Raw genomic sequence first — 22,672 nt, 5'->3', positions numbered from 1 at the left:
CATGCCGGTCGAAGTAATCCTGCCCAAGGTCGACATGGACATGGCGACCGGGCGCATCTCGCGCTGGTATGTCGACGAAGGTGCTGCGGTCAAGAAGGGCGACCTGCTGTTCGAGATCGAGACCGACAAGGCGGCGATGGAAATCGACGCCCCAGCCTCGGGCACCATCCGCGACATCACAGGCAAGGAAGGTATAGACATCCCGGTCGGCGAAGCCGTTGCCTGGATCTACGCCGAGGGCGAAGCCGGCAAGCCGGCCAAGGACGCAGCAGCCGAAGCCAAGCCTGTGCAGGATTTGGTTCCTGCTGCGCCGGCTGCCGCGGCAGCGATCGCCCCGGTGTCTCCGGCAGAGCTCTCCCGGGTGAAGACCGTCGCCCCGTCCATGTCATTGAACGGCACGCGCGCCACGCCGCTCGCACGCCGTCTCGCGGCGGAAGCCGGGCTCGCGCTTGACACCATCGCAGGATCCGGCCCCAAGGGCCGCATCATGCGCAAGGACGTCGAAAGCGCCATGACGGCGCCTAAGCTTGAGGCGAAAGCCGCGCTTTGGCCCGACCGGATCATTTCCAGGCCGCCGGCATCCTCCCAGCCGCGGCCGGCGCCACAGCGGTCCGCTGGCGCGGCACCGCTGAACTTTGCCTGGCTGCGACAGGGTGAAGGGCGTCCGATCGTTCTGATCCACGGCTTCGGCGCCGACCTCAACAGCTGGCGGCCGATGCTGGCGGCCGGTCCGGTCGATGCACCGCTGCTGGCGCTCGACCTGCCCGGACATGGCGGCTCGCCGCGCCAGACACCTGCCGACCTCGACGCCATCGCTGCGGATGTCGAGGCGACGCTGGCATCGCTTGGCCTTGGCCCGATCCTGCTTGTCGGCCATTCCTTCGGTGGAGCCGTGGCGGCAACCGTTGCCGCGCGCGGCCATGCCGATGTCCGTGCGTTGGCGCTGATCGCGCCGGCCGGCCTCGGCCCCGAGATCAACGGTGCCTTCCTGCAGGGTTTCGTGCGGGCAAAGAGCGAGGCGAGCCTGATGCCATGGCTTCGCCAGCTGGTATCAGACGAGCAGGTTCTGTCGAAGCCTTTCGTCAACGCCACGCTGGCGCAGGCAGCCGACAACGAGTTGCGGACGTCGCAAGCCGAGATAGCGGACCGCTTCTTCGCCGATGGCACCCAGACCTTCGACATCAGAAGGCTTTTGGCAGCCTTGCGCATTCCGGTTCGTGTCATCGTCGGCGCCAATGACCGGATCATCCCGGCCAGCCAGTCGCAGGGGCTTTCTGGTGAGGTGGCGCTGCATGCCTTCCCGACCACCGGGCACATGCCGCAGGTCGAGCGGCGTGAGCAGGTGCTCAAGATCCTGTTGGAAATGGCGCGGGCGTAAGCGCAGTTTCGAGGTCCCCGCGCTGCCTGCGTGGGGATTTTGCATTCCGGCTTGCTGGATCAGCTTTCGAAATCGCCGAACGTGTTCTGCAGTCGGGTCAGCAGGTCGACACGTTCGCCGACCTCATCGCCAAGCAGCACGATGATGTTGCTCAGCATCAGGTCCATCACCGCGATGATGGTTGCCGAGCCGTCCCAAAGCGGGCCGTGCGATCCGGGCACGACAAGGCATATGTCTGACACCTCCGGCCCCCAAGGGCAGAACTCGTCGGTCAGAAGCACGACCTTCACGCCCATGCGCCGCGCTTCCATGGCGAGCGGACGTGCCTTGGCGGCGAAGCGCCGGACGTCGTGCAGGAAGAGCACGCGGCCTTCGACCGAGCCGTCGAGCAATTCGGAATAGGTGCCGTTCAGGCCGTCTACGAACTGCACACGCGGGCGCGTGTAGGACAGCTGGCTGGCGAAATATTGGGCGATGCCGCGAACATTCTGGTAGGCCGCGACATAGACTTCGCTTGCCGAAACCAGCGCGTCGATCGTCTGCTGCCACTCGGGAGCCGCCGTCAGCTCATAGATCCGCCCAAGATTGTCGATCTGCTGCTGGATGAGCCCGGCAAGCAGCTTGCCCTCGCGAATGTCTTCCCTGAAATGGTCGACCGGCCCCTTGACCTGCCAGGCAGGGTTGGAACTGCCGCGCCGCAGCTCATGCTTCAGCTGGTCGAGACCGTCGAAGCCCATGCGGCGGAGGTAGCGTCCGACGGTCATCGGTGACAGTTCGAGACGGGTGGCGATGGATCGCGCCGTCTCGAACGGAATGTCCGCCAGGTTGCGCTCGATATAGTTGGCAATCAGCTTGTCGGATTTCGACCGTCTTAGCTCCTCGCCTTGCACGAGCTTCAGGATTCGCTGCGCCATGTCCTCTCCGGCCAACCGCCTTGCGGGGCAGCTATTGCGCTGTCTTCACCTTGGTCCAGACCCTGTCAAGCTGACGCAGGCCAGGTCCGAGATCCTCGAAAATCTGCAGCCGCTGCATCGTTTCGGGTGAAGGATTGATCTCCTTGCTATTCTTGATGTTGTCGGGGGTCAATTGCCGCGCCGGGACGTTCGCGGTGCCGTTTGTCTGTTGCGAAACGTTGAGCGCGGCGACCTCCGGGCGGGTGTAGAACTGCATGAATTTGAGCGCGCTTTCCTTGTTGGGTGCGGACTTCAGGATGCAGATGTCCTCCTGGTACATGGTCGCGCCTTCTTCCGGGATGACATAGCCGAGGTCGGCAGTGTTGCCGAAAACGTCGACCATCGCGCCGACGAAGAAATGTCCCGCCGCGACGTCGCCCGATTGCACCATGGGGCGCGTGTCATAGGTGAAGGCAGCGACATCAGGTTTCATCGCGATGATGGTATCGGCGGCCTGCTGCAGTTCGGCGGGATCGGTCGAATTGACCTTGTGGCCATTGAGGATGAGGCCAACGGCAAGCACCTCGCGCATGTCGTCGAGCAGGGTGAACTTCAGGCCCTTGGCCTCGACGGTGGCGATCAGGTCCTTCCAGCCGGTGATGTCCTTGCCGAGGATCTTACGGTTGTAGAAGATGCCCACCGAGCCGAATGCATAGGGCAGGCAGTACTCGCCCTTCGGGTCGCTCTTGGCGCGCATGAACGCCGGATCGATGTTCTTGAACCCTTCATAAGTGTTGATGTCGGTCTTCTCGAGCAGGTCGAGCTTGGCCATGATGTCTTGCATGTGCACCGATGGAAAGACGATGTCGTAGCCGGTGGCGCCGCCCTGGATCTTTGCCAGCATTTCCTCGTTTGACGAGTAGGTCGACAGGTTGACCTTGATCTGGGTCTCGTCCTCGAACTTCTTCAGCACGGCCGGATTGATGTATTCGCCCCAGTTGTAGATGTTCAATTCGGCAGCGCTGGCCGGCGCGATTGTGGTGATGACAGCCGCGATCGAGATCGCGGCAACTTGCGCCAATAGGCCCGGCCTGGTCGGCCCGGTGCCCGCGAGGGCATGGTTCATGATCCTCATCGAATTCTCCTCTGTGTGGTTATCTGCCCATTGCAGGCCGGCTTCGCGTGTTCCGGCTACGGCTTCTGCTGGCCGTTGACTTGGATGATCAAATGGTATCCAAATCTCGAAATCGCACAAGAGTTATTTGAATAACAATTCGGGGAACGGCAGATGCGAGATTCCATTGTCCGGCTGGAGGGAGCGGCAAAGACCTTCCCCACGCCGGAAGGTCAAAGCGTGGTCGCGCTCGACAAGATCGACCTCGATGTCGATCGCAACGAGTTCCTGACGCTGCTCGGCCCTTCGGGTTGCGGCAAGACGACCTTGCTGCAGGCGATCAGCGGTTTTGTCGAGCTCGATGCCGGCCGCATTCTGATCGACGGTGTCGACATGACGACACGTCCGCCCTATCGCCGGCCCGTCAACACCGTCTTCCAGAACTATGCGCTGTTTCCGCACATGACCGTCGGCGAGAATACGGGCTATGCGCTGGAGGTTGCGGGCGTCGCCAAATCCGATCGGATGAAGCAGGTCGCGGCCGCCCTCGACATGGTCGGCCTGACCGGCATGGAGGGCCGCCGGCCACGCCAGCTTTCCGGCGGCCAGCAGCAGCGCGTGGCGCTGGCCCGTGCCATCATTGCCCGGCCAAAACTGCTGCTTCTCGATGAACCCTTGTCGGCACTGGACAAGAACCTTCGCCAGTCGATGCAGATCGAACTGAAGACACTGCAGAGTGAGCTCGGCATCTCGTTCATTTTCGTCACGCACGACCAGCAGGAAGCGCTGACGATGTCGGATCGGGTCGCCGTTCTGTCAGGCGGACGCATCCAGCAGCTCGATACCCCGCGCAACATCTATGATCGCCCGGCCAACAGTTTCGTGGCGACCTTCGTCGGCGCCAGCAATCTCTTCGAAGGCCATCTGGACAATGGGTGGCTGCTGACCGGCGACGGCCTTGCGATCCGCCACCTGCCATCGCTTGGGCACGTGTCAGGCAAGGCTAAGGCCTTGATCCGCCCCGAGCAGTTCTTCATTGCGGGGGAGGGCCGGGATTATCCTTTCCTCGACGTCGAGGTCGAGCAGATCGTCTTCGTCGGCGCCTCGTTCGAGCTGTTCGGTCATACCGTCGAAGGCCGCAAGGTTGTTGCCGAAATTCCGGCCGGACGGCGCAGCTTCGTCGGCGAGGTCGAACAGGCAAAGAAGGCACGGCTGTCCTACGACCCGTCCGCCGTTCATCTCATCAGGTGCGACGCCGATGGCATCTGAGATGTCTCTCGCCGGTCGTCGCCGCGTTCAACTGGCACTCTTGCTCGCGCCGGTGACGCTGTTTCTTGCGGTCTTCTTCCTCGGGCCGCTGGTGATCATGATCGTCACCAGCTTGCTTGCGCCGGGCCTCTATGGCGGGGTCGAGTGGACCTTCTATCCGCACAATTATGGCCGCATCCTCGGCTTTGCCGATCCGGCATTCGAAGTCTTTGATCCGGTCTATCTCTCGATCTTCCTGCGCTCCATCAAGATCGCAGCCTTCACCGTCATCGCCACGCTGGTCGTTTGTTATCCCGCAGCCTTCTGCATTGCGCGGCTGTCGGAGCGCTGGCGGAATTTCTGCCTGTTCCTGATCACACTGCCCTTCTTCACCAGCCTGATCGTGCGATTGTTCATCTGGGTGCTCATCCTGCGCCAGACTGGCATCGTCAACGAGGCGCTGCTCGCGACAGGCGTCATCACGCGACCGCTCGAGCTGATCTACACCGATGGCGCCATTGTACTCGGCATGGTCTACATCTTCATTCCGTTCATGTTCATGCCGATCTATGCCAGCGTCGAAAAGCTCGACTGGACGCTGGTACGCGCGTCGCTCGACCTCGGCGCGGGCCCGGTCCGGACCTTTGTCCGCATCATCCTGCCGCTGACCGCGCCCGGCATTGCCGGCGGTGCGATAATCGTCTTCATCCCGGCGCTTGGGAACTTCGTCGTTCCCGCGGTTCTCGGTGGCGCCAAGGTGATGATGCTGGGAAATCTCATCGAGCAGCAGTTCCTGTCTGCCCGCAACTGGCCCTTCGGGTCGGCCCTGGCGATGATGGTGATGAGCGTGATGTTGGTGCTGCTCTTCATCTATGTCGTCGCGTCCGGTCGCCGCGGCGCTGACGCCACAAATTGAGGGGCTGAAGATGAAGATTGCCCGCTTTCTCTTCCGCGGTGGCCTGGTTGCCTACACCATGCTGTTTTTCGCGTTCATCTACATCCCCCTGGTGCTGATCGCCGTCTATTCGTTCAACTCCAATCCCGTGAACATGATGACGTGGAGCGGCTTCACCACCGAGTGGTACGCTCAGGTCCTCGGCTTCAAGACGACGATCTCGGAGAATGCCCTTTACATCGAATCGACGGACCAACTCGTCCAGGCGGTCTGGAACAGCCTGCTCATCGCAACGTCCACCACTTTGATCGCGACCGTGTTCGGGACCGCCATCGCCATTGCGCTCTATCGCTTCGCCTTCTTCGGCAAGCGTTTCTATCGCACTGTGATGTTCATGCCGATGTTGATGCCCGACATCGTGCTCGGCATCGCCTTGCTGATCTTCTTCGTCAATTCGGGCATCACGCTCGGCCTGAAAACGATCATCATCGGACAGTGCACCTTCCTGATCTCCTATGTCTTCATCGTCGTGTCGGCGCGTCTTGCCGGCATGGACCGCACGCTCGAAAACGCTTCCGCGGATCTCGGCGCCAATGAGTGGGTGACATTCCGCAAGGTGGTCTTCCCGCAATTGCTGCCAGGCATCATCGGCGGTGCGCTGCTCGCCTTCATCATCTCGATGGACGACCTGGTGATCACTTATTTCATCGCCGGCGTCGATGTGACGACGCTGCCGATGTTCATCTTCGCCATGCTTCGCCGCGGCATCAAACCCGAGATCAATGCGATTGCGGTGATGATGCTCACCTTCTCCTTCGTCGTGGCCTCGCTTGGCCTCTACCTGCGCTCCCGGCAGAAATGATCCTGATGACCAAAACGAAATCTCCTGCACCCAACGCCCGGGCCCGCGACCTCGGCCTGCCGTTTCCAGGCCGGACCGGCCCGCTCAATGCCATCACCGATGTCGAGGGCATTGGCGTCGGGTTCAGGACAATTCTCGAAGATGTACCGAGGCCCGGCCGCAAGCGCCCGGTGCGCACCGGCGTAACCGCTATCCTGCCGCATGCGGCTTCGCCGACGCCCGTCCCGGTTTATGCAGGTGTGCACCGCTTCAATGGCAACGGGGAGATGACCGGCACGCACTGGATCGAGGATGGCGGCTACTTCCTCGGTCCTGTCGTCATCACCAATACCCATGCCGTCGGCATGGCCCACCACGCGACGGTGAAATGGATGCTGGAGCGCTATGCCTCGACATACGACACCGACAACTTCCTCTGGGTCATGCCGGTCATTGCCGAGACCTATGACGGTGTGCTGAACGACATCAACGGCCTGCCACTGACCGAGGCGGACGTCAGGGCAGCCCTCGACAGCCTGTCATCGGGGCCTGTGCAGGAAGGCAACTGTGGCGGCGGCACCGGTATGGTCACCTACGGCTTCAAGGGTGGGACCGGCACGTCGTCGCGTATCGTCGAATTCGGCGGCCGCGAGCACAGGATCGGCACGCTGGTCCAGGCCAACCATGGCCAGCGCGACTGGCTGACGATCAGGGGCGTGCCCGTCGGCGAACACATGCGCGACGGCACGCCCCAGAGCCAGCTCGCCGAACGCGGGTCGATCATCGTCGTCGTCGCCACCGACCTGCCGATGGCCGCATCAGTTGCAGCGTCTGGCGCGGCGCGCCGCTATTGCATCGGCCGTGGTGGCACGCCCGGCGGCAACAACTCCGGCGACATCTTCCTGGCCTTCTCGACCGCCAACCCGCAGCCCATGGCGCACCGTGCGCCGGCAAAGCTGAGCCTGGAGGTCGTTAATGACGAGAAGCTGGATCCGGTCTATGCGGCCACCGTCGACAGCGTGGAGGAAGCCGTGGTCAATGCTATGCTGGCAGCCGAGGATGCCGGTGGCACGGCCTTCGATCGCTTTCACATCCAGGCCATGCCGCATGATCAGTTGGTCGCTGTGATGCGCCAGTACGGTCGCATGAGATAGCAACAGCGACGGGTGCAGTCGTCGTCAGACGAACCCGCGCTTGCGCAACTCGGCTGAAACCTCGTCCCAACTGCTGCAGACGGCTGATGCGCCCGCGGCCATGAGCTCCGGGCCGTGGCTGTCATGGGTGTGGCCGCCGCCGATATAGCCGATCGCCGTCATGCCGGCTGCTACCGCGCCCTGAACGCCATAGCGCGAGTCCTCGATGACGACGGAACGGTCGGTCGCGAAGCCCATCTTCTCTGCGGCATAGAGGAAAATGTCGGGCGCCGGCTTGCCGTTCTTGACCATCGACGAACTGAAGATCGAGGGGCCGAAATAATGCGCGAGGCCGGTGACCTCGAGGCTGTGGTTGATGCGCTCGACCGACGAGGACGAAGCGACGCAGCGGGCGACCTCCAACCTGGACAGGAACGCGACGATATCAAGCGTCGATGCCAACTGTTCGGTGAACAGAGCCTTGGTCTCACCCCAGATATCGTCGGTGGCGTCGTCGGGCAGCAAATGGCCGGTGAGTTGGTGGATCTTGGCGATGATGTCGGTCTGCTTCATGCCGACGCAATGCGAAATCACCTCTGCCTCGATCTTGAGCCCGTTCTTGGCATAGGCGCGCACATAGGCAAGAGCGGCCAGCGGTTCGCTGTCGACCAGAACCCCGTCGCAATCGAAAATCACCAGGCTGTCGTTGGGCAAGTCGAACTCCAGGAAGATATGCGGCGCTCAGGCCGCGGTTTGTCGAAATGAGGCTGCTGCGGCCATGCCGCGCCAGCCGCGATGGTTTAAGATCTAGTCTCGGCCGATCGCCTCGGGCCGCGCTGAAGCCTGAAGCGCGCGCTGCATGGCGCTGCGCTCTTCAGGCAGGTCTGGAGCGAGCCAGTTGGGCTCGGCGCCAAGGAAGCGGTCGAGATAGGCGACAGCATAGCTCGGCATCTCCGCCGTGTTCTCCTTGTAGGACCACCAGGTCCTGAGGTCGTCGGCGCAGGCGTCGAGGGCAGGGGCTTTGCCGAACTCCTGTTCGAACAGCACGGCAATCGAGCAGACGCAGAAGTTCGTGTAGACGAAACCCTCCGGCCAGAACCTTACGACTTCGGGAACGGCATGCGCCGGTGTCGACGCGTCCTGAGGCCCCGCATTGTCGACTTGCACCGGCGCCTGCTTGATCAGTTCCTTGAGCGCGAGGCCGGCGGCGTAGACGATGAAGTCGGCGCGGTCGAGCTGTGCATACGATTTTTGGGCGTTTACGATCTCGACCCAGTCGAGGAAGATGCGCGTCAGTTTCTTCTCGTCGATGTCGAAGCGGATGCCATAGCGGGCGGTGATGGCACGCGCACTATTGCGGAAAGTCGTGCGGAACCAGCGCAACTGCCTGAGCCTGTGGCGGAGGTCGGGCACTAGCGCCAACTCGTTCTTGAAGATCAGGTCCATCGTCGCAGTGCTCCTGCCCTGCCCGAAGATACCATCGGCAGGCGAAATGCCCAATGCCGCTGTGGATCGAAACCACCATGCGGAGGTGTCCAAAGTTATACATATTGACATTCGTAAAGACAAATGTTCTTTGATTGATATGTGAGCGGCTCAGCATATCGCCGCTCCGGAGGACTTCGGGAGGAAGAGCCTTATGGCAATCTGGCAGTGGGGACTGCTGCTTCTGGGCGTCGTCTGGGCGCTCCAGTCGCTTGGCGTGTGGATCCAGATGCGGCACTACGCCGATGTCTTCAAGGGCATCACGGCCAAGTACCAGGATGGCTATGTCGGCGCCGGAAATTGTCGCGGCCGCCTCGGCAAGGGGACGATCGCGCTGATCGTGGTCACGCCGGACCTCAAGGTCCAGCGGCTGCTGACCATGACCGGGCGTTCGGTCTTCGCCAAGTTCAAGCGTCATGAAAATCTGGAGGGAATTTCCCTCGATCAGCTCCGGTCCAATCCCGCTGTACTGGGAGAGGGGGAAGCCGGTGTGGCGGAAGCCGTGAAGAAGGCGGTCGAACAGGTCGATCGCACACGGCTCGAGCCAAAGGGGTCCGGTCTGGCCGGCCTCAAGCCAGTGGGTACGTAGGGACCTGCACCTTCGGGCGCGATCTCTTGGGTGAGGATATCAAGGAGGAGAAATGTCAGTCCTATCTATGTTGGCGCAGCACGCCGACATGGCCGTCCAGAACCTGCACGTCGCGGGTTCGATGGCCACGGATGCTGCAATTCACGGCAAGCTCGCCGTCAAGGGAGCAACCAATGATCTCGTCGTGCTCGCCCAGGCGAGCGGCGACCTGACCGTTGAGCAGTTCAAGGAAAAGCTCAACACCGTTGCCCAGGAGGAGCAGCTCGGCTGGCTCACCAGCATCGGCAAATACTTCATCGGCATCTTCCAGAAGGGCGGCGAGGTTTTCGCCGGCTTCGTCACCGGCATCATCCCAACGCTTGTCGTGCTGATGACGGCCTTCTACGCGCTGACCGAACTGGTCGGCGAGGAGAGGGTGCATGGCATTGCCCGCGGCGCCGGCCGCATCGCGCTGACCCGCTACACGGTTCTGCCGTTGATCTCGGTGTTCTTCCTGACCAACCCGATGGCCTACACCTTCGGCTCGTTCCTGGAAGAAAAGCACAAGCCCGCCTTCTACGATGCGGCGGTGTCCTATGTGCATCCGCCTCTCGGCCTGTTCCCGCACATCAATCCGGGCGAATATTTCGTCTGGGGCGGCATCCTCGTTGCTCTGCTCGAGCTCGAGAAGAAGGGCGCTGTTCCCGGCGGCTACCACATCCAGGTCGCCATCTGGTACGCCATCGTCGGCCTCGTCGTCATCCTGCTCAAGGGCATGCTGACCGAGCGCATCACCGCCATCATGGCGCGCCGCCAGGGCGTCGAGCTGTAAGGGCGGGGAGGGGCACATGGCCAAGTCTTACAAGGCAGTAAAGATCTCCCGCGGCAAGAGCGGCTGGGGTGGTCCCCTGGTCGTCCAGCCGACGGACCAGCGCAACAAGGTCGTCTCTGTCACCGGCGGCGGCATTCATCCGGTCGCTGTGCGCATCGCCGAGATGACCGGCGCCGAAGCCGTCGACGGCTTCAAGTCGCCGCCGGTCGAAGGCGAGATGGCGGTGGTGGTCGTCGACTGTGGCGGCACCGCGCGTTGCGGGGTCTATCCGCGCAAACGCATCCCCACCGTCAACCTTACACCGGTGGGGCAGGCGGGTCCGCTCGCCCAGTTCATCACCGAGGACATCTACGTGTCGGGCGTCAAGGAAAGCGACATCACCATGGCCGACGGTTCGGAAGCAGTGACATCGGCAGGTTCTGCCTCCAACGCGAACAATGCCTCGTTCGCGACGGCGGCAAAGGCAGTCCCCGTTCCGACCAATGATGGCGGGTTCATCAACTTGATCGCCAGCGTCGGCCGCGTCATGGGCCGCGTCGTCAACATCTTCTTTAATGCCGGCCGCCGTACCATCGACCAGGTCGTCCGCAACGTGCTGCCGTTCATGGCGTTCGTGACGATGCTGATCGGCCTAATCCTCTACACCGGCATCGGCGACGTGCTTGCCCAGCCGATGGGACCGCTGGCCAACAACATCGTCGGCCTGCTGGTCATCTCGGCCATCTGCGGCCTGCCGTTCCTGTCGCCCATCCTGGGACCAGGTGCTGTCATCGCCCAGGTCATCGGCGTGGCGATCATCGGCCCGCAGATCGCCAACGGCACGATCTCGCCGGCGATGGCACTGCCGGCGCTGTTTGCCTACAACACCCAGGTCGGCTGCGACTTCGTGCCGGTCGGCCTGGCCCTCGGCGAGGCCAAGCCGAAGACCATCGAGATCGGCGTTCCCGCCGTTCTGATCAGCCGCCAGATCATGGGCCCGGTGTCGGTGCTCATCGCCTGGGCGGTCAGCCTGGTCGTGTTCTGATACCCTTGCCCGGCGGCACATGTTGCCGCCGGGCATCTTCCATCGCCGGTTGAGGCCGGCACCAAACATCGTCCAGGCAGGCATATCGGCCTGGATTCCATAGAAAGGCTTCGATCATGTCGGTTCATCTCAAGACGCACATCACGGCAATCGGACCGGAAGTGGCAGAGCTGGCCGAAGGCGGCGTGCTGATCCTGTTCGCTGACGGCGCTCCGCCGGAACTGGCCGAGGTGTCGGTGCTGCATAAGGCCGAAGTCGGGCCAAGCGACGCGGCCCCCGCCGTCGGGGCGTCAATAGCCATTGGCGAACTCCAGGGCACCATCACCGCCATGGGCGACAGCGCCTGGAACAAGGTGCGCGAGATCGGCCACGTGGTCATCAATTTCAACGGCGCTGCCGCTGCCGAGCGGCCAGGCGAAATCTGCGCCTCGGCGGTCGAAGGCGAGGTACTGGTCGCGGCTCTCAAGGCCGGCGCTGCCATTACCATCAGCCGCTGATCGCCGCGCGCTACGCCGTCCATACTGAACTGGAACAAGAGACCTGCCTATGGAACGCTCGACGATCGTCAGAGTGCATGAAGGGCTGCATGCCCGGCCCGCGACCCGCTTCGTCAAGCTCGCCAAGAGCTTCGAGAGCGAGGTCGAGATCATCAAGGATGGCAAGTCGGCCAGCGCCAAGAGCGCGGTCAAGCTGATGCTGCTTGCCGTTAAGGAAAACGACGAGGTCACGATCCGCACCAGGGGTGCCGACGAGATAGAGGCGGTGGAAGCACTGGTCGGCTATCTCGAGAACCCGCTCGCTGGGCTTGCCGAGGAGCAGGCACCGGCTGAGCCGGATGCTGCCGCTGCCGCTGGCGTGACCCTTAACGTCGAGCCGACCAAGCCGGTGGCATTCGAGGAAGAGGTATCGGGTGCATTGAAGGGTGTTGCCGCGAGCGAGGGCTATGCCGTCGGTGCCGCCTTCGCGCACTTCCCTCCGGAGATCAAGCCGGAACGCCGGACGCTTTCGGTCGGCGACATCAACGCTGAACTGGCCCGCTTCGCGGAGGCCGTCGAAGCCGTGCAGGTGCGCATGAACGCCTCGCTGGCATCGGACACGCTGTCGGCTAACGATCGCGGCATCATCGCTGCGCTGCGCGATATAGCGGCTGACGACGAGCTGCGCGACGAAGTGGTCGCCACCATCAACACCGGCAGCGACGCGGTCACCTCGGTCATCGGCGCCGCCGCCAAGATTGCCGCGCAGTTCGGTCAGGTCGACGACCCCTATCTCAACGCCCGCGCCGATGACGTGCACGCGGTCGGCCGCCAGATCTGCCTGGCGCTGCTCGGCCAGGCCGACCTCAGCCTCGACGACATTCCCGAGGGGGCGATCCTGATCGCCGAGGACATCGGCGCCTGGGACCTGGCACGCGCACCGCTCAAGCGCATTGGCGGCATCGTCTGCGGCCATGGCGGAGCCACATCGCACATCGCCATCATCGCCCGCGCCCATGGTATTCCTGCCGTGCTCGGCATGGGCGCGCAGGTGCATGAACTCGCCAAGGCACGCGAGATCGCGCTCGATGGCCATCGTGGTCATGTCGTCGCCGACCCCGATGGTGCGGTGCTCGACCGTTTCCGCGCCCGTATCGACGACGCCGCCCGCGAACGCGAGGCGCTGAAGGCATTCCGCGACACCACTCCGCGTCGCGCCGACGGCATGGTCATCGAAGTGGCTGCCAATATCGGCTCGCTGGAAGAGATAGATGCTGCTCGCGAGGCGGGGGCCATGGGTGTCGGCCTGTTCCGCACCGAGCTTCTGTTCATGCGCCATATGCACCTGCCATCCGAGGACATGCAGGCTGAGACCTATGCGGCGCTGGCCAAGGCCTTCGCGCCTCACCCTGTTATCGTGCGCACGCTCGACATCGGCGGCGACAAACCGATTTCGGGTATCGAGTTTCCCCTGGAGGAGAACCCGTTCCTCGGCTGGCGCGGCATTCGCATGTGCCTCGATCGGCCCGACATCTTCAAGCCGCAGCTGCGAGCGCTGTTGCGCGCAGCCGTCCATGGCAACGTCAAGGTGATGCTGCCGATGGTCGCCGACGTGTCGGAAGTGCGCGCGACCCGTGTGCTGATCGAAACCTGCAAGTCCGAACTTGCGGCGGAGAAGATGGCCTACGGCGAATTCCAGCTTGGCGTCATGATCGAGACGCCGGCTGCGGTTCTGATTGCGCCGGCGCTGGCGAAAGAAGTCGCCTTCTTCTCCATCGGCACCAATGACCTGACCCAGTACATCATGGCTGCTGACCGGCTTAACCCAACTGTCGCCAAGCTCAACGACGTGACCAATGTCGCTGTCATGTCGGCGATCGAGATGACGGCAAGGGCAGGGGTATCGGCGGGCATCATGGTCGGCATGTGCGGCGAGGCGGCCGGGCGGCCAGACCTGATCCCAGAGTTCCTGCGCATGGGCCTTACCGAGCTCTCGATGAGCCCGGCCTCGATCCAGCGCGCCAAGAAGCGGATAGCCGAGCTCGGCGCCTAGCCGGCTCAGGGCAGATGCGCGAGCAGCACCCGGAAGACGGCGCCAAGCTCCTTGATGGGTTCGGCGCTGTCGAGTGCGCGCAGGATGCGCTCGCGGCGAGCGTCCGTCGCCAGACCGGTGGCCTCCAGCAGGTCGGCGTCACTCATGCCCGACGGCGACAGCGTCAAGATTGCAGAGGCAAGAACCATCGGCGCAAGCGGCACGAGAGCAGGGGCCATAGCCTCGTCGCAAGACAGGGGCTGGCAGGCAAGCAGTTCGACAAATGTTGCGGCGGCAAGGTCGGCGACAGCTTCAAGCCGGTTCTCCGGGCTCGCCATGTGCATGGCGGTGAGCAAACCGCCATGCTTCTTGCGGACAGCCAGATGCGCCTGGCTGAAACCTGCTTCGTGAAGCGGCAAGCTATCGCCGGCTGCCTTTCGTGGCATGGCCTTGAAAGCTGCATAAAGGTCGCGGCGGAACAGGCGCTCGCCCTCGACCGAGCGTCCGTTGGCGAAATAGGTGTCGAAGCCATGCAGCCGGGCGCTGTCACCAGTGCGCACCATCGGCAGCAGTGTGCGCGAAACCGTTTCGGCGACCGTCAGCGTGTCGTCGACCACGCTTGCCGCACGGCCCAGCAGACGCTCGATCTCGGCCGGCGGCGCAAACGGCTCGGCCATCTGTGGCCGGCGTGGTCCGCCGGGATTGTCGTGGCGGCTCGCGCGGACAAGATGGCGCATATCGCGGAGGCGATCCTTGATGTTGACGACAACATCTTCCGATAGACTTCTCAGCATCTCGCGCATTCCCTGGCTGCCGCTGCGGCTCCCTGACAAAGCCGCAGACTCAAGGCATTGCAGCACTGTTTTGCACGGGGTGCAATTCAATCGCGACACCTCGCCGCTTGACCTTGCAGCGGTTCCTTGAAAAGTGATGTGAACTGAAACGGGGGGAGTGGCGTGAGCAAGGGTGTCAAAGGGTCGGTTGGAAAATCGCGTGCCGCCGAGACACCTCAGGATGTCGAGGGTTCCCCCACCGACAGTCGGGCCGACCGCCTGCGGGTCCGCGCCGCCTGGATGTACTTCATCGAACAGATGACCCAGAACGACATCGCCGAGGTTCTCGGCGTCGGCCGCGTCACCGTGGTGCGCATGCTGGCCGAGGCGCGCTTGCGCAACGAGATCAAGATCGCCATCGAAGGTGACCTGTCCGACATCGTACGCCAGGAGCGGGCGCTGGAGCAGAAGTTCGGCGTGCAGCGGGCGATCGTCGCACCGCTCTCCGGGGAGGGCGCCGATCCGATCCCGACGATTGGAGCGGCAACCGGCGCTTATCTGTCCGAGGCGATGAAGTCGGGCATGTCCGTGGGCGTCGGCTGGGGCCGCACGCTGACCGGCACCTTGCCTTACATCAGCGGCAAGCCACTCAATGATTTCCGCGTCATCTCGCTGCTCGGCGGCGTCGGCGTCGCACGCCGTACCAACCCGGCCGAGTTCGCCTGGCGCTTCGCCCAGGCCTTCCAGGGCGATGGCTATCTCATTCCGGCGCCTGCCGTGGTCGACAGCATCGAGACCAAGCGTGCGCTGATCGAGCGCTGCGGCCTGTCCGAGGTCTTTGCGCTGGCCGATTCGCTTGATGCGGTGCTGGTCAGCGTCGGCGACATCGCTTCGGCCTCGACCTTTTATCGCGGCGGCTTCCTGACCGAGGCCGAGCGCGAAAAGCTGGCTGCCAAGGGCGCGGTCGGCGATCTTCTGTTCCATTTCTTCGACCGCGCCGGCAAGCTTGTCGACCATCCCATCAACCAGCTCGGCATGTCGGTCGATGTCGACCGCATCCTGCGTGCGCCGTTACGCATCCTGACTTCGGGTGGCTCAGACAAGATCGACGCGCTGCTCGGCGCCATGAAGCTGGTCAAGCCGACGGTGCTGATCACCGATGAACACAGCGCAAGGCGGATGATCGAAGCGCCCTGAGCCATAAATGCCTGCCGTGCTTGCCATCCCCCGGTGTGGCCTGCATGATCTCGCCCGGCGGCTTGCTCGACGAGCCGACGGACGAACCGGATAGCTTTGCCATTGGAGGTCCCATGCCTGATTTCAACCCGGAGAATGTTCGCTCCCTGGTCAGCAAGGTCATGAGGGCGTCGCCTTCCGACGTCAGGCTTATCGCGCAGCGGCTGCATGACCACGCCGTCGAAGAGCGCATGTCGCCCGAGGCGGCGAGGGCTTTCGTCACTGAGCTCGGCTATGGCAGCCTCGAAGCCTTCTGCGCCGATATCGGCCTCCCCGGCCATATCGCCGAGCGCTGGGGCCGGTTCGGCGTCTCAGGCGAAATGCGCCAGGTATTCACCTTGCTTGCCGCGCAGCGCCGGAAAATGGCCGAGGCCATCGCCGAATTCGAGGCCATGACCCATGTCGGCATCGAGGATTTTCTGCGCGAAAGAGGGCTGCTCTAAGCTGCTGCCGCAGGCCTCAGGACAGCCAGGTCAGCGCGGCTGCGCTGTCGCTGTCGGTGATCAGCACATTGGCGTTGACGGCGGCAAGGGCGGCGCGAATGGCCGGGATCTTGCGCTTGCCGCCGGCGGCAAGCACCAGGTTCGGCACGGCGCTGACGGCCGCGAGATCGATCGCCATGACCCTGTCATTGACTTCGTGGTCGATCATCCTGCCGTCGGCGTCGATGAAATAACACAACATGTTGGCGACAGCGCCCTTGGCCTTGAGCGGGGCGACGAAGGATTGTGGCGATGCCGTGGCGGAAGATGGTGGCGTTTGCCGACATCTCTCCGACGGTCAGCAGGGCGACATCGGCCTTTGCCGCGCGTTTGCGCACGTCGAGCAGTTCCGGCTGGGCCCACAACAGGTCCCGCAGCTCGCGGCTGTGGGCGATGACCGGCGCGGTGATCTGGTAGCTGTCGACGCCAAGCGTCTCCGCAACTTTTGCCGCCACCGCCGACGGGTTGACCCATTGTGAGTGCGGCAGGCTGCCGACCAGGGCGACAACGCTCGCGTTCTTGAGCTGCCGGCGGTTGAGAAAGCCGATGCTGGAGTGAAGCGTCGCCCCGCCGCCGATCGCCAGCGTCATGCCGTCCTGCATCTGCTGGTCGAGATAGAGAGCCACCGAGTGGCCGATCGCCCGTTCCAGGTGTTCGTCGGCGGTGGGTGTCGGCACGACGATCGCGGCATCGAGGCCCCAGCGCTTTTCCAAAGCTCGCTCGAGTTCGACCTGCCTGGCGGTCTGGGCGTTGATTGTGGTCACCACCACGCCGTCGGCCGTGCAGGCGGCGAGCGTGCGCATCACCTTGACCCGGCTCACCTTCAGCTTGTCGGCAATCTGCTCCTGGGTCAGACCTTCGACATAGTACAGCCATGCGGTCTTCACCGCGAGGTCGGACGAGACCATGGCGGCACCTGGCTCGACCGGCATTTCCTGCTTCGTACGCATTCCTTGTCCGGTCTCCCCTCGGCGCCACAACGATTCTGGAGAATGGCTGTTCTGCAGTCTGGCGCAAGGGCCGGATGCCGGTTCCTAAGCCTGTTTTCATGCTCCAAATTTCGCAATGCAGCATGTTCATTTGTATTTGACACACAACAAATGATCATATCATAAATGTGTCAGCGTAATGTCACCCAAGTGTCAAACGCGCTGTGTAGGGAGGTCGTGGCACGCGGATCTGAAGCCGACTTGCCATTAGTGGACACAACAGGAGGTTTCATGAAAACGACATTCGCCAGGATGGCCGCAAGCCAGTTCGCCTTGGCAGTGGCGCTCTTTGCCGGAGCTGCCAGCGCTGAAACGTTGACCCTTTATACGTCGCAGCCGGAAGCTGATGCGACCAAGACCGTCGAGGCCTTCAAGAAGGTCCATCCGGACGTCGACGTGCAGGTCTACCGCTCGGGCACCAGCGATATCCTCGCCAAGCTCGCCGCCGAGTTTGCCGCAAACAGCCCGCAGCCGGACGTCCTGCTGATCGCCGATGCGGTCTCGATGGAACTGCTGAAGAAGGACTCTCGCCTGATGGCCTATGCCGAGGCCAAGCTCGATGGCTTCGCAGCGGACTCCTATGACGTCGACAAGACTTACTTCGGCTCCAAGCTGATCACGACCGGCATTGCTTACAACAGCGCAGCTGCCGAGAAGCCCGAGCATTGGGCCGATCTTGCCAAGCCGGCTTACGCCGACGGCCTCGTTATGCCGAGCCCGCTCTATTCCGGCGCCGCCGCCTACCTGCTCTCCGGCTTTACCGGCAATGCCGACTATGGCTGGGACTATTTCGACAAGCTGAAGGCCAACAACACCATCTCGGTTCGCGGCAACGGTGCCGTGCTGAAGTCCGTGGCCAGCGGCGAGAAGCCCTATGGTATCCTGGTCGACTTCATGGCCATGAATGCCAAGGCCAAGGGCTCGCCGGTCGAGTTCGTTTTCCCGTCCGAGGGCGTGCCTGCCGTCACCGAGCCGGTGGCCATCCTTTCGACGGCAAGGAACGTGGCAGGCGCCAAGCAGTTCGTCGACTTCATTCTCTCCGATGACGGCCAGAAGCTGGCTCTCGATCAGGGCTACCTGCCGGCCAAGCCCTCCGTCGGTCGGCCTGCCTGGCTGCCAGAAGGCGTCGAGGTCAAGGTCATGAACTTCGACGTCAAGGCGATCGTCGAGAAGATCGAAGCCGACAAGGCCAAGTTCTCCGGCCTGTTCGGCGGCTGATCGTCCGACCCGGAAGGCCTATCGGCCTTCCGGGTCCTTTCTCCAGATTTGAACTGGCCGATGTGCCAGTATCGCGCGGCATCCTTGTTAGCGAGTGCCGCCCTGCTTTCCGGAACCCGAAAATGTCTGTCAGGCTGAAACAAGGTCGCGGCCAGGAATGGGCCATGACGGTGGTGGTTGCCGCACTCATCGTGTTGCTGTCCATCCTGCCGATGCTACGCCTGATCCAGGAGATCCTTGCTCCCGGCGGGACGCTGTCCACCGCAGCGATCAGCGCCGGACTGACCAATGCGACGACCTGGGTCGCCACCGGCAACACGCTCGTGGTTGGCTTCTTCGGCACAGCTCTCGCCGTGATCCTGGGTACCTCCGTCGCGCTGCTCGTCACCCTCACCGACGTGCGTGGACGCAGCGCCTTCGTGCTCTGCTACGTCATGCCGCTGATGATCGCCCCGCAGGTGACGGCACTCGCCTGGCTGCAATTGTTCGGCCCGGCCAGCCCGCTGCTCAAGATGCTCGGCATCGCGCCCCCGCTAGGCAGCCGCAATCCGCTCTATTCGCCGGAGGGCATCATCCTGCTTCTCGGCGTGCAGTATGGCCCGCTGGTCTTCCTGCTCGTGCGCGCCGGTCTGCGCAAGCTGCCGCGCGAGCTGGTCGAGGCTGCCCGCGCCAGCGGCGCCGGCTGGTTCACCGTGCTGCGCACCATCGTGCTGCCGCTGATGACGCCGTCGGTCGTTGCGGCTGCGGCTTTGGCCTTCGTCTCCTGCGTCGGCAATTTCGGCATCCCCGCCTTCCTCGGCATCCCGGCCAACTATCTGGTGCTGCCGACGTTGATCTACCAGCGCCTCGCCGGCGGCGGCCCGGCCGTGCTCGGCGACGCCGCCTTCCTGTCGGTGCTGATCGGTCTCATCGCCATGGCGGGCATCCTCGCCCAGGAAGTGATGAGCCGGCGCCGCGACTACCGCATCAGCTCGACTTCGCTTGCTGCCGAACCCTACGAGCTTGGCAAGTGGCGGGTGCCGGTACAGGTCGCGATGTGGTGCCTGATCGTGCTGATTCTGGTGCTGCCGCTGTTCGGCCTGCTGCTTTCGTCGCTGGTGCCCGGCTATGGCATCCCGCTCACCGCTGCCACCGCCACGCTCGACAATTATCGCTTCGTGCTGTTCGAATATGGCGCCGCCAGGCGCGCTTTCCTCAACAGTTTCGCACTGTCTCTCTCCGCAGCCGCCTTCGCCGTGCTGGTCGCCATCCCGGTCGCCTATCTCGTCGCCTGGAGCGGCAAGAAGTGGGTCAAGTACCTGAACCTCGCAGTCGAGTTACCCTATGCCCTGCCGGGCGTGGTGCTGGCGATTGCGTCCTTGCTGATGTTCCTCAAGCCGATTCCGTTCACCGGCATCCAGATCTACAACACCGTCTGGATCATCCTTTACGCCTATCTCGCACGCTTCCTGGTCCTGGCGCTCAGGCCGACGATCTCCGGCTACCACCAGATCGACCGTGCGCTCGAGGAGGCGGCGCGGGTCGCCGGTGCCAGCCTGTTCACGCGCATGCGCACCATCATCTTCCCGCTCGTCGCACCGGCGGCCCTTGCCGGCGGTCTGCTCATCTTCATGACCGCACTCAGCGAGCTGACCGTCTCGGCGCTGCTGTGGTCATCAGGTTCCGAGACCATCGGTGTGCTGATGTTCTCTTTCGAGCAAGGCGGCGATTCCAACTACGCGTCGGCGATTTCTGCAATCACGGTAGCGATTACCTTCGTCCTGATGCTGCTGGCAAATCTGCTTGCCGCCCACCTACCCAGCGGAGTGCTCCCATGGCGGGACTGACCATCAACGGCGTTACCAAGACCTTCGGTGATTTCGACGCCGTCAAGGATGTCTCCATCGACGTCAGGGACGGCGAGTTCCTCGCTGTTCTCGGGCCATCGGGTTGCGGCAAGACTACGCTTCTGCGCCTCGTCGCCGGTTTCGAGAACGTCACCTCGGGCGACATCCGCATCGGCCGCGAAATCGTCTCGACCGCGCAAGGCTGTGTTCCGCCGGAAAAGCGGCGGGTCGGAATCGTCTTCCAGAATTACGCTTTATGGCCGCACATGACGGTTGCCGAAAACATCGGCTATTCGCTGAAGGTCGCCAAGGTCGATGCCGAAACGCGCAAGCGCCGGGTCGAGGATGCCATGGCGCTGGTCGACCTCAAGGGTTTTGGCGACCGCCGCCCCGCCAATCTATCGGGTGGCCAGCGCCAGCGCGTCGCGCTCGCCCGCTGCCTGGTGGCGGCACCGTCGCTGGTGCTGTTCGACGAGCCGCTGGCCAATCTCGACGTCCATCTGCGCGCGGCCATGGAGGACGAGTTCGCCGCCTTCCACAAGCGTACCGGCACGACGATCGTCTACATTACCCACGACCAGGCCGAAGCCATGGCGCTGGCCGACCGCATCGCCGTCATGGACAATGGCCGCCTGGCCCAGCTCGCGGCTCCTCGCGATCTCTATCGTGAGCCGGCCAACGAGATGGTCGCGTCATTCATATCAGAAGGCATCGTTATCCCGGCCAAGGTGCTGATCCCGGCTGAAGGCGGCCATGTCAAAGTCGATGTGCTCGGCCAGGAGGTCGTGGTCCGTTGCCGTGGTGACGAGACGCGATGCGCCGAAGCCAAGATTTGCTGCCGGGCGCCTGAAATCTCGGCAGCCGCCCCTGACGAGCCGGGCATCGACGGCACGGTCAGGCGCGCGGTCTACAAGGGCGGCGTGGCGCGCATCGAATTCGCCCCCGATGCCGATCCTTCGGTCGTGCTGCACTTCGAACAACCCGATCCCAATCCCTTCGAGGCCGGCGCCAGGGCCCGCGTCCGCATCGCTTCCGGCTGGCTCATCCCGGGCGGTGCCTCAGCATGAGCATGCGCATCGACCTCTGCGGTGGTTTCGGTGAGAAGGGACGCACCAGTGTCGCCCTGTCAGGCGGCGACCGACGCATACTGCTCGACGCCGGCATCAAAGTCGGCGCTTCCGGCGCGGAATACTACCCGGTGCTTCCTGCTGATGTCGGCGACATTGATGCGGTGCTGATTTCCCACGCCCACGAGGACCATGTCGGGGCGCTGAGCTGGTTGCTGGCGCAAGGCTATCGTGGTCGCATCTTGATGACGGCCGAGACGCGGGAGGAAGCTTCGGCAACGCTCGATGCCTATGCCGAGCCGGATGATTTCAAGCGCTTTCCGCTTCCCGAGGAACAGATAGAACTTTTTGAGCCCGGCGACAGCCTGATCATCGGTGGGTTGACGATAGCGACGGGCCGCTCCGGCCATGTCGTCGGCGGTGTCTGGTTCGCCGTCGATGACGGCAGCCGCAAGGTCGTCTATTCCGCCGACGTCGTGCCTGACAGCAGCGTGTTCGTCATGGATTCGATGCCGCGTTGCGACCTTCTTGTGTTCGATGCGTCCTATGGCGCCGATCCGGTCAGCGGTACGGCACGTGCGCAAGCCATCGCCGAATGGGTCGCGGCCCGGCCCGGCGGCTGCCTGCTGCCGACGCCGCTTTCCGGCCGCTCGCTCGAGCTGATGGCCATTCTCGATGGCCCCTTTGCCATCCATGCCAGCATGCGGGCATCGCTCGCCGTCCAGATCGAGGCCAGGGCGGCTCTTCATCCGACGATGGTCCCCCAGTTGCGGCAGCGTCTGGCCAAAGCCATTGACTGGCATGACGGCGATGCCTTGCCGGCCTGCCCGTTGCTCGCCGACGACGGCATGGGCAAGGCCGGGCCGTCGGCGATGCTTCTGCCGCTGGCGGACGCTGCCGGCTATCCCATCCTGCTCTCTGGCCACCTGCCGGCCGGTTCGCCGGGCGATGTGCTGCATGCTGCGGGTCGCGCCGACTGGATACGCATGCCGACGCACCCGACATTGTCGGGAAGCCTGGCCATCTGGGAAGGCGCTGGACGCCCGACAGCTTTCGGCCATTCTTGCCTGCCGGGCATGCTCGCAGAGCTTGCGCCCCACATGCCGTCGCTGCGCACAGGCCTGCGCACCGGCGACAGCTACACTCTCGCTGCTTGAGGTCC

23 protein-coding genes are annotated in these 22,672 nt (G+C 63.5%); 16 read left to right on the top strand and 7 right to left on the bottom strand.

Annotated features, from left to right (window positions below; all coding sequences use genetic code 11):
• Position 1: 1 nt before the first annotated feature.
• Positions 2 to 1,378: an acetoin dehydrogenase dihydrolipoyllysine-residue acetyltransferase subunit gene (locus SLT36_RS29575; RefSeq protein WP_432288631.1), complete on the top strand. Its 1,377-nt coding sequence runs from the start codon at positions 2 to 4 to the stop codon at positions 1,376 to 1,378.
• A gap of 59 nt (positions 1,379 to 1,437) precedes the next feature.
• Here the strand turns inward: SLT36_RS29575 and SLT36_RS29570 are convergent, their stop codons facing one another.
• On the bottom strand, positions 1,438 to 2,292 hold the full coding sequence (locus tag SLT36_RS29570) for a MurR/RpiR family transcriptional regulator (protein ID WP_432288629.1): 855 nt from the start codon (positions 2,290 to 2,292) through the stop codon (positions 1,438 to 1,440).
• Between the two features lie 31 nt (positions 2,293 to 2,323).
• Positions 2,324 to 3,406, bottom strand: a complete 1,083-nt coding sequence (locus SLT36_RS29565) for a polyamine ABC transporter substrate-binding protein (protein ID WP_432288627.1) — start codon at positions 3,404 to 3,406, stop codon at positions 2,324 to 2,326.
• Between the two features lie 153 nt (positions 3,407 to 3,559).
• Between SLT36_RS29565 and SLT36_RS29560 the strand changes: the two genes are divergently transcribed.
• Genes SLT36_RS29560 through SLT36_RS29545 form a run of 4 tightly spaced genes read left to right on the top strand, consistent with a single transcriptional unit; the run spans position 3,560 to position 7,523 of the window.
• Complete coding sequence (locus SLT36_RS29560; protein ID WP_432288626.1) at positions 3,560 to 4,654, top strand: ABC transporter ATP-binding protein; 1,095 nt, start codon at positions 3,560 to 3,562, stop codon at positions 4,652 to 4,654.
• Position 4,655: 1 nt separating this feature from the next.
• Positions 4,656 to 5,549: an ABC transporter permease gene (locus tag SLT36_RS29555; protein WP_432289213.1), complete on the top strand. Its 894-nt coding sequence runs from the start codon at positions 4,656 to 4,658 to the stop codon at positions 5,547 to 5,549.
• A gap of 10 nt (positions 5,550 to 5,559) precedes the next feature.
• Positions 5,560 to 6,390, top strand: a complete 831-nt coding sequence (locus tag SLT36_RS29550; RefSeq protein ID WP_432288624.1) for an ABC transporter permease — start codon at positions 5,560 to 5,562, stop codon at positions 6,388 to 6,390.
• Positions 6,391 to 6,395: 5 nt separating this feature from the next.
• Entirely contained in the window at positions 6,396 to 7,523 is a 1,128-nt protein-coding gene (locus SLT36_RS29545) for a P1 family peptidase (RefSeq protein ID WP_432288622.1), read from the top strand.
• Between the two features lie 24 nt (positions 7,524 to 7,547).
• Here the strand turns inward: SLT36_RS29545 and SLT36_RS29540 are convergent, their stop codons facing one another.
• Both SLT36_RS29540 and SLT36_RS29535 read right to left on the bottom strand, forming a co-directional pair.
• Positions 7,548 to 8,216 carry an HAD family hydrolase gene (locus SLT36_RS29540; protein WP_432288620.1) on the bottom strand — a complete coding sequence of 223 codons (669 nt, stop codon included), beginning with the start codon at positions 8,214 to 8,216 and terminating at the stop codon, positions 7,548 to 7,550.
• Between the two features lie 93 nt (positions 8,217 to 8,309).
• Positions 8,310 to 8,948 carry a hypothetical protein gene (locus SLT36_RS29535; protein ID WP_432288618.1) on the bottom strand — a complete coding sequence of 213 codons (639 nt, stop codon included), beginning with the start codon at positions 8,946 to 8,948 and terminating at the stop codon, positions 8,310 to 8,312.
• A gap of 193 nt (positions 8,949 to 9,141) precedes the next feature.
• Between SLT36_RS29535 and SLT36_RS29530 the strand changes: the two genes are divergently transcribed.
• The 5 genes from SLT36_RS29530 to ptsP all read left to right on the top strand — a co-directional run bounded on the left by SLT36_RS29530 (position 9,142) and on the right by ptsP (position 13,940).
• Positions 9,142 to 9,576, top strand: a complete 435-nt coding sequence (locus tag SLT36_RS29530) for a transcriptional regulator GutM (protein WP_432288617.1) — start codon at positions 9,142 to 9,144, stop codon at positions 9,574 to 9,576.
• 52 nt (positions 9,577 to 9,628) lie between these two features.
• On the top strand, positions 9,629 to 10,387 hold the full coding sequence (gene srlA / locus SLT36_RS29525) for a PTS glucitol/sorbitol transporter subunit IIC (protein ID WP_115734428.1): 759 nt from the start codon (positions 9,629 to 9,631) through the stop codon (positions 10,385 to 10,387).
• Positions 10,388 to 10,403: 16 nt separating this feature from the next.
• Complete coding sequence (gene srlE / locus SLT36_RS29520) at positions 10,404 to 11,411, top strand: PTS glucitol/sorbitol transporter subunit IIB (protein WP_432288616.1); 1,008 nt, start codon at positions 10,404 to 10,406, stop codon at positions 11,409 to 11,411.
• Between the two features lie 116 nt (positions 11,412 to 11,527).
• A complete protein-coding gene (locus SLT36_RS29515) occupies positions 11,528 to 11,908 on the top strand; it encodes a PTS glucitol/sorbitol transporter subunit IIA (RefSeq protein WP_432288614.1) in 381 nt (126 codons plus the stop codon).
• A gap of 49 nt (positions 11,909 to 11,957) precedes the next feature.
• On the top strand, positions 11,958 to 13,940 hold the full coding sequence (ptsP, locus tag SLT36_RS29510) for a phosphoenolpyruvate--protein phosphotransferase (RefSeq protein ID WP_432288612.1): 1,983 nt from the start codon (positions 11,958 to 11,960) through the stop codon (positions 13,938 to 13,940).
• Between the two features lie 5 nt (positions 13,941 to 13,945).
• On the opposite strand, the gene SLT36_RS29505 is transcribed toward ptsP, so the two are convergent.
• On the bottom strand, positions 13,946 to 14,713 hold the full coding sequence (locus SLT36_RS29505) for a hypothetical protein (protein ID WP_432288611.1): 768 nt from the start codon (positions 14,711 to 14,713) through the stop codon (positions 13,946 to 13,948).
• A gap of 162 nt (positions 14,714 to 14,875) precedes the next feature.
• Here SLT36_RS29505 and SLT36_RS29500 point away from each other — a divergent pair, with 162 nt between their 5' ends.
• The gene (locus SLT36_RS29500) at positions 14,876 to 15,889 is read left to right on the top strand and encodes a sugar-binding transcriptional regulator (RefSeq protein ID WP_432288610.1); all 1,014 of its coding nucleotides are present in this window, start codon (positions 14,876 to 14,878) and stop codon (positions 15,887 to 15,889) included.
• Between the two features lie 113 nt (positions 15,890 to 16,002).
• Positions 16,003 to 16,371 (top strand): hypothetical protein, encoded by a 369-nt coding sequence (locus SLT36_RS29495; protein ID WP_067968536.1) that lies wholly within the window; start codon positions 16,003 to 16,005, stop codon positions 16,369 to 16,371.
• Between the two features lie 16 nt (positions 16,372 to 16,387).
• On the opposite strand, the gene SLT36_RS29490 is transcribed toward SLT36_RS29495, so the two are convergent.
• Positions 16,388 to 16,612: a sugar-binding domain-containing protein gene (locus SLT36_RS29490; RefSeq protein WP_432288608.1), complete on the bottom strand. Its 225-nt coding sequence runs from the start codon at positions 16,610 to 16,612 to the stop codon at positions 16,388 to 16,390.
• Positions 16,557 to 17,360: a sugar-binding transcriptional regulator gene (locus SLT36_RS29485; RefSeq protein WP_432288607.1), complete on the bottom strand. Its 804-nt coding sequence runs from the start codon at positions 17,358 to 17,360 to the stop codon at positions 16,557 to 16,559. Before SLT36_RS29485 ends, SLT36_RS29490 begins: the two co-directional genes overlap by 56 nt.
• A gap of 270 nt (positions 17,361 to 17,630) precedes the next feature.
• Here SLT36_RS29485 and SLT36_RS29480 point away from each other — a divergent pair, with 270 nt between their 5' ends.
• From SLT36_RS29480 to SLT36_RS29465, 4 genes are all read left to right on the top strand, one after another.
• Positions 17,631 to 18,617 carry an ABC transporter substrate-binding protein gene (locus tag SLT36_RS29480; protein WP_432288605.1) on the top strand — a complete coding sequence of 329 codons (987 nt, stop codon included), beginning with the start codon at positions 17,631 to 17,633 and terminating at the stop codon, positions 18,615 to 18,617.
• A gap of 122 nt (positions 18,618 to 18,739) precedes the next feature.
• On the top strand, positions 18,740 to 20,443 hold the full coding sequence (locus SLT36_RS29475) for an ABC transporter permease (RefSeq protein WP_432288604.1): 1,704 nt from the start codon (positions 18,740 to 18,742) through the stop codon (positions 20,441 to 20,443).
• A complete protein-coding gene (locus SLT36_RS29470; protein WP_432288603.1) occupies positions 20,431 to 21,510 on the top strand; it encodes an ABC transporter ATP-binding protein in 1,080 nt (359 codons plus the stop codon). The genes SLT36_RS29475 and SLT36_RS29470 overlap by 13 nt, the downstream gene beginning before the upstream one ends.
• Positions 21,507 to 22,667, top strand: a complete 1,161-nt coding sequence (locus SLT36_RS29465; protein ID WP_432288601.1) for an MBL fold metallo-hydrolase — start codon at positions 21,507 to 21,509, stop codon at positions 22,665 to 22,667. The genes SLT36_RS29470 and SLT36_RS29465 overlap by 4 nt, the downstream gene beginning before the upstream one ends.
• Positions 22,668 to 22,672 lie beyond the last annotated feature (5 nt).

It is taken from the genome of Aminobacter sp. BA135 (assembly GCF_050859125.1).
In the GTDB taxonomy this organism is placed as follows: Bacteria; Pseudomonadota; Alphaproteobacteria; order Rhizobiales; family Rhizobiaceae; genus Aminobacter; species Aminobacter ciceronei.
This window is presented reverse-complemented; position numbering and strand designations above follow the sequence as displayed.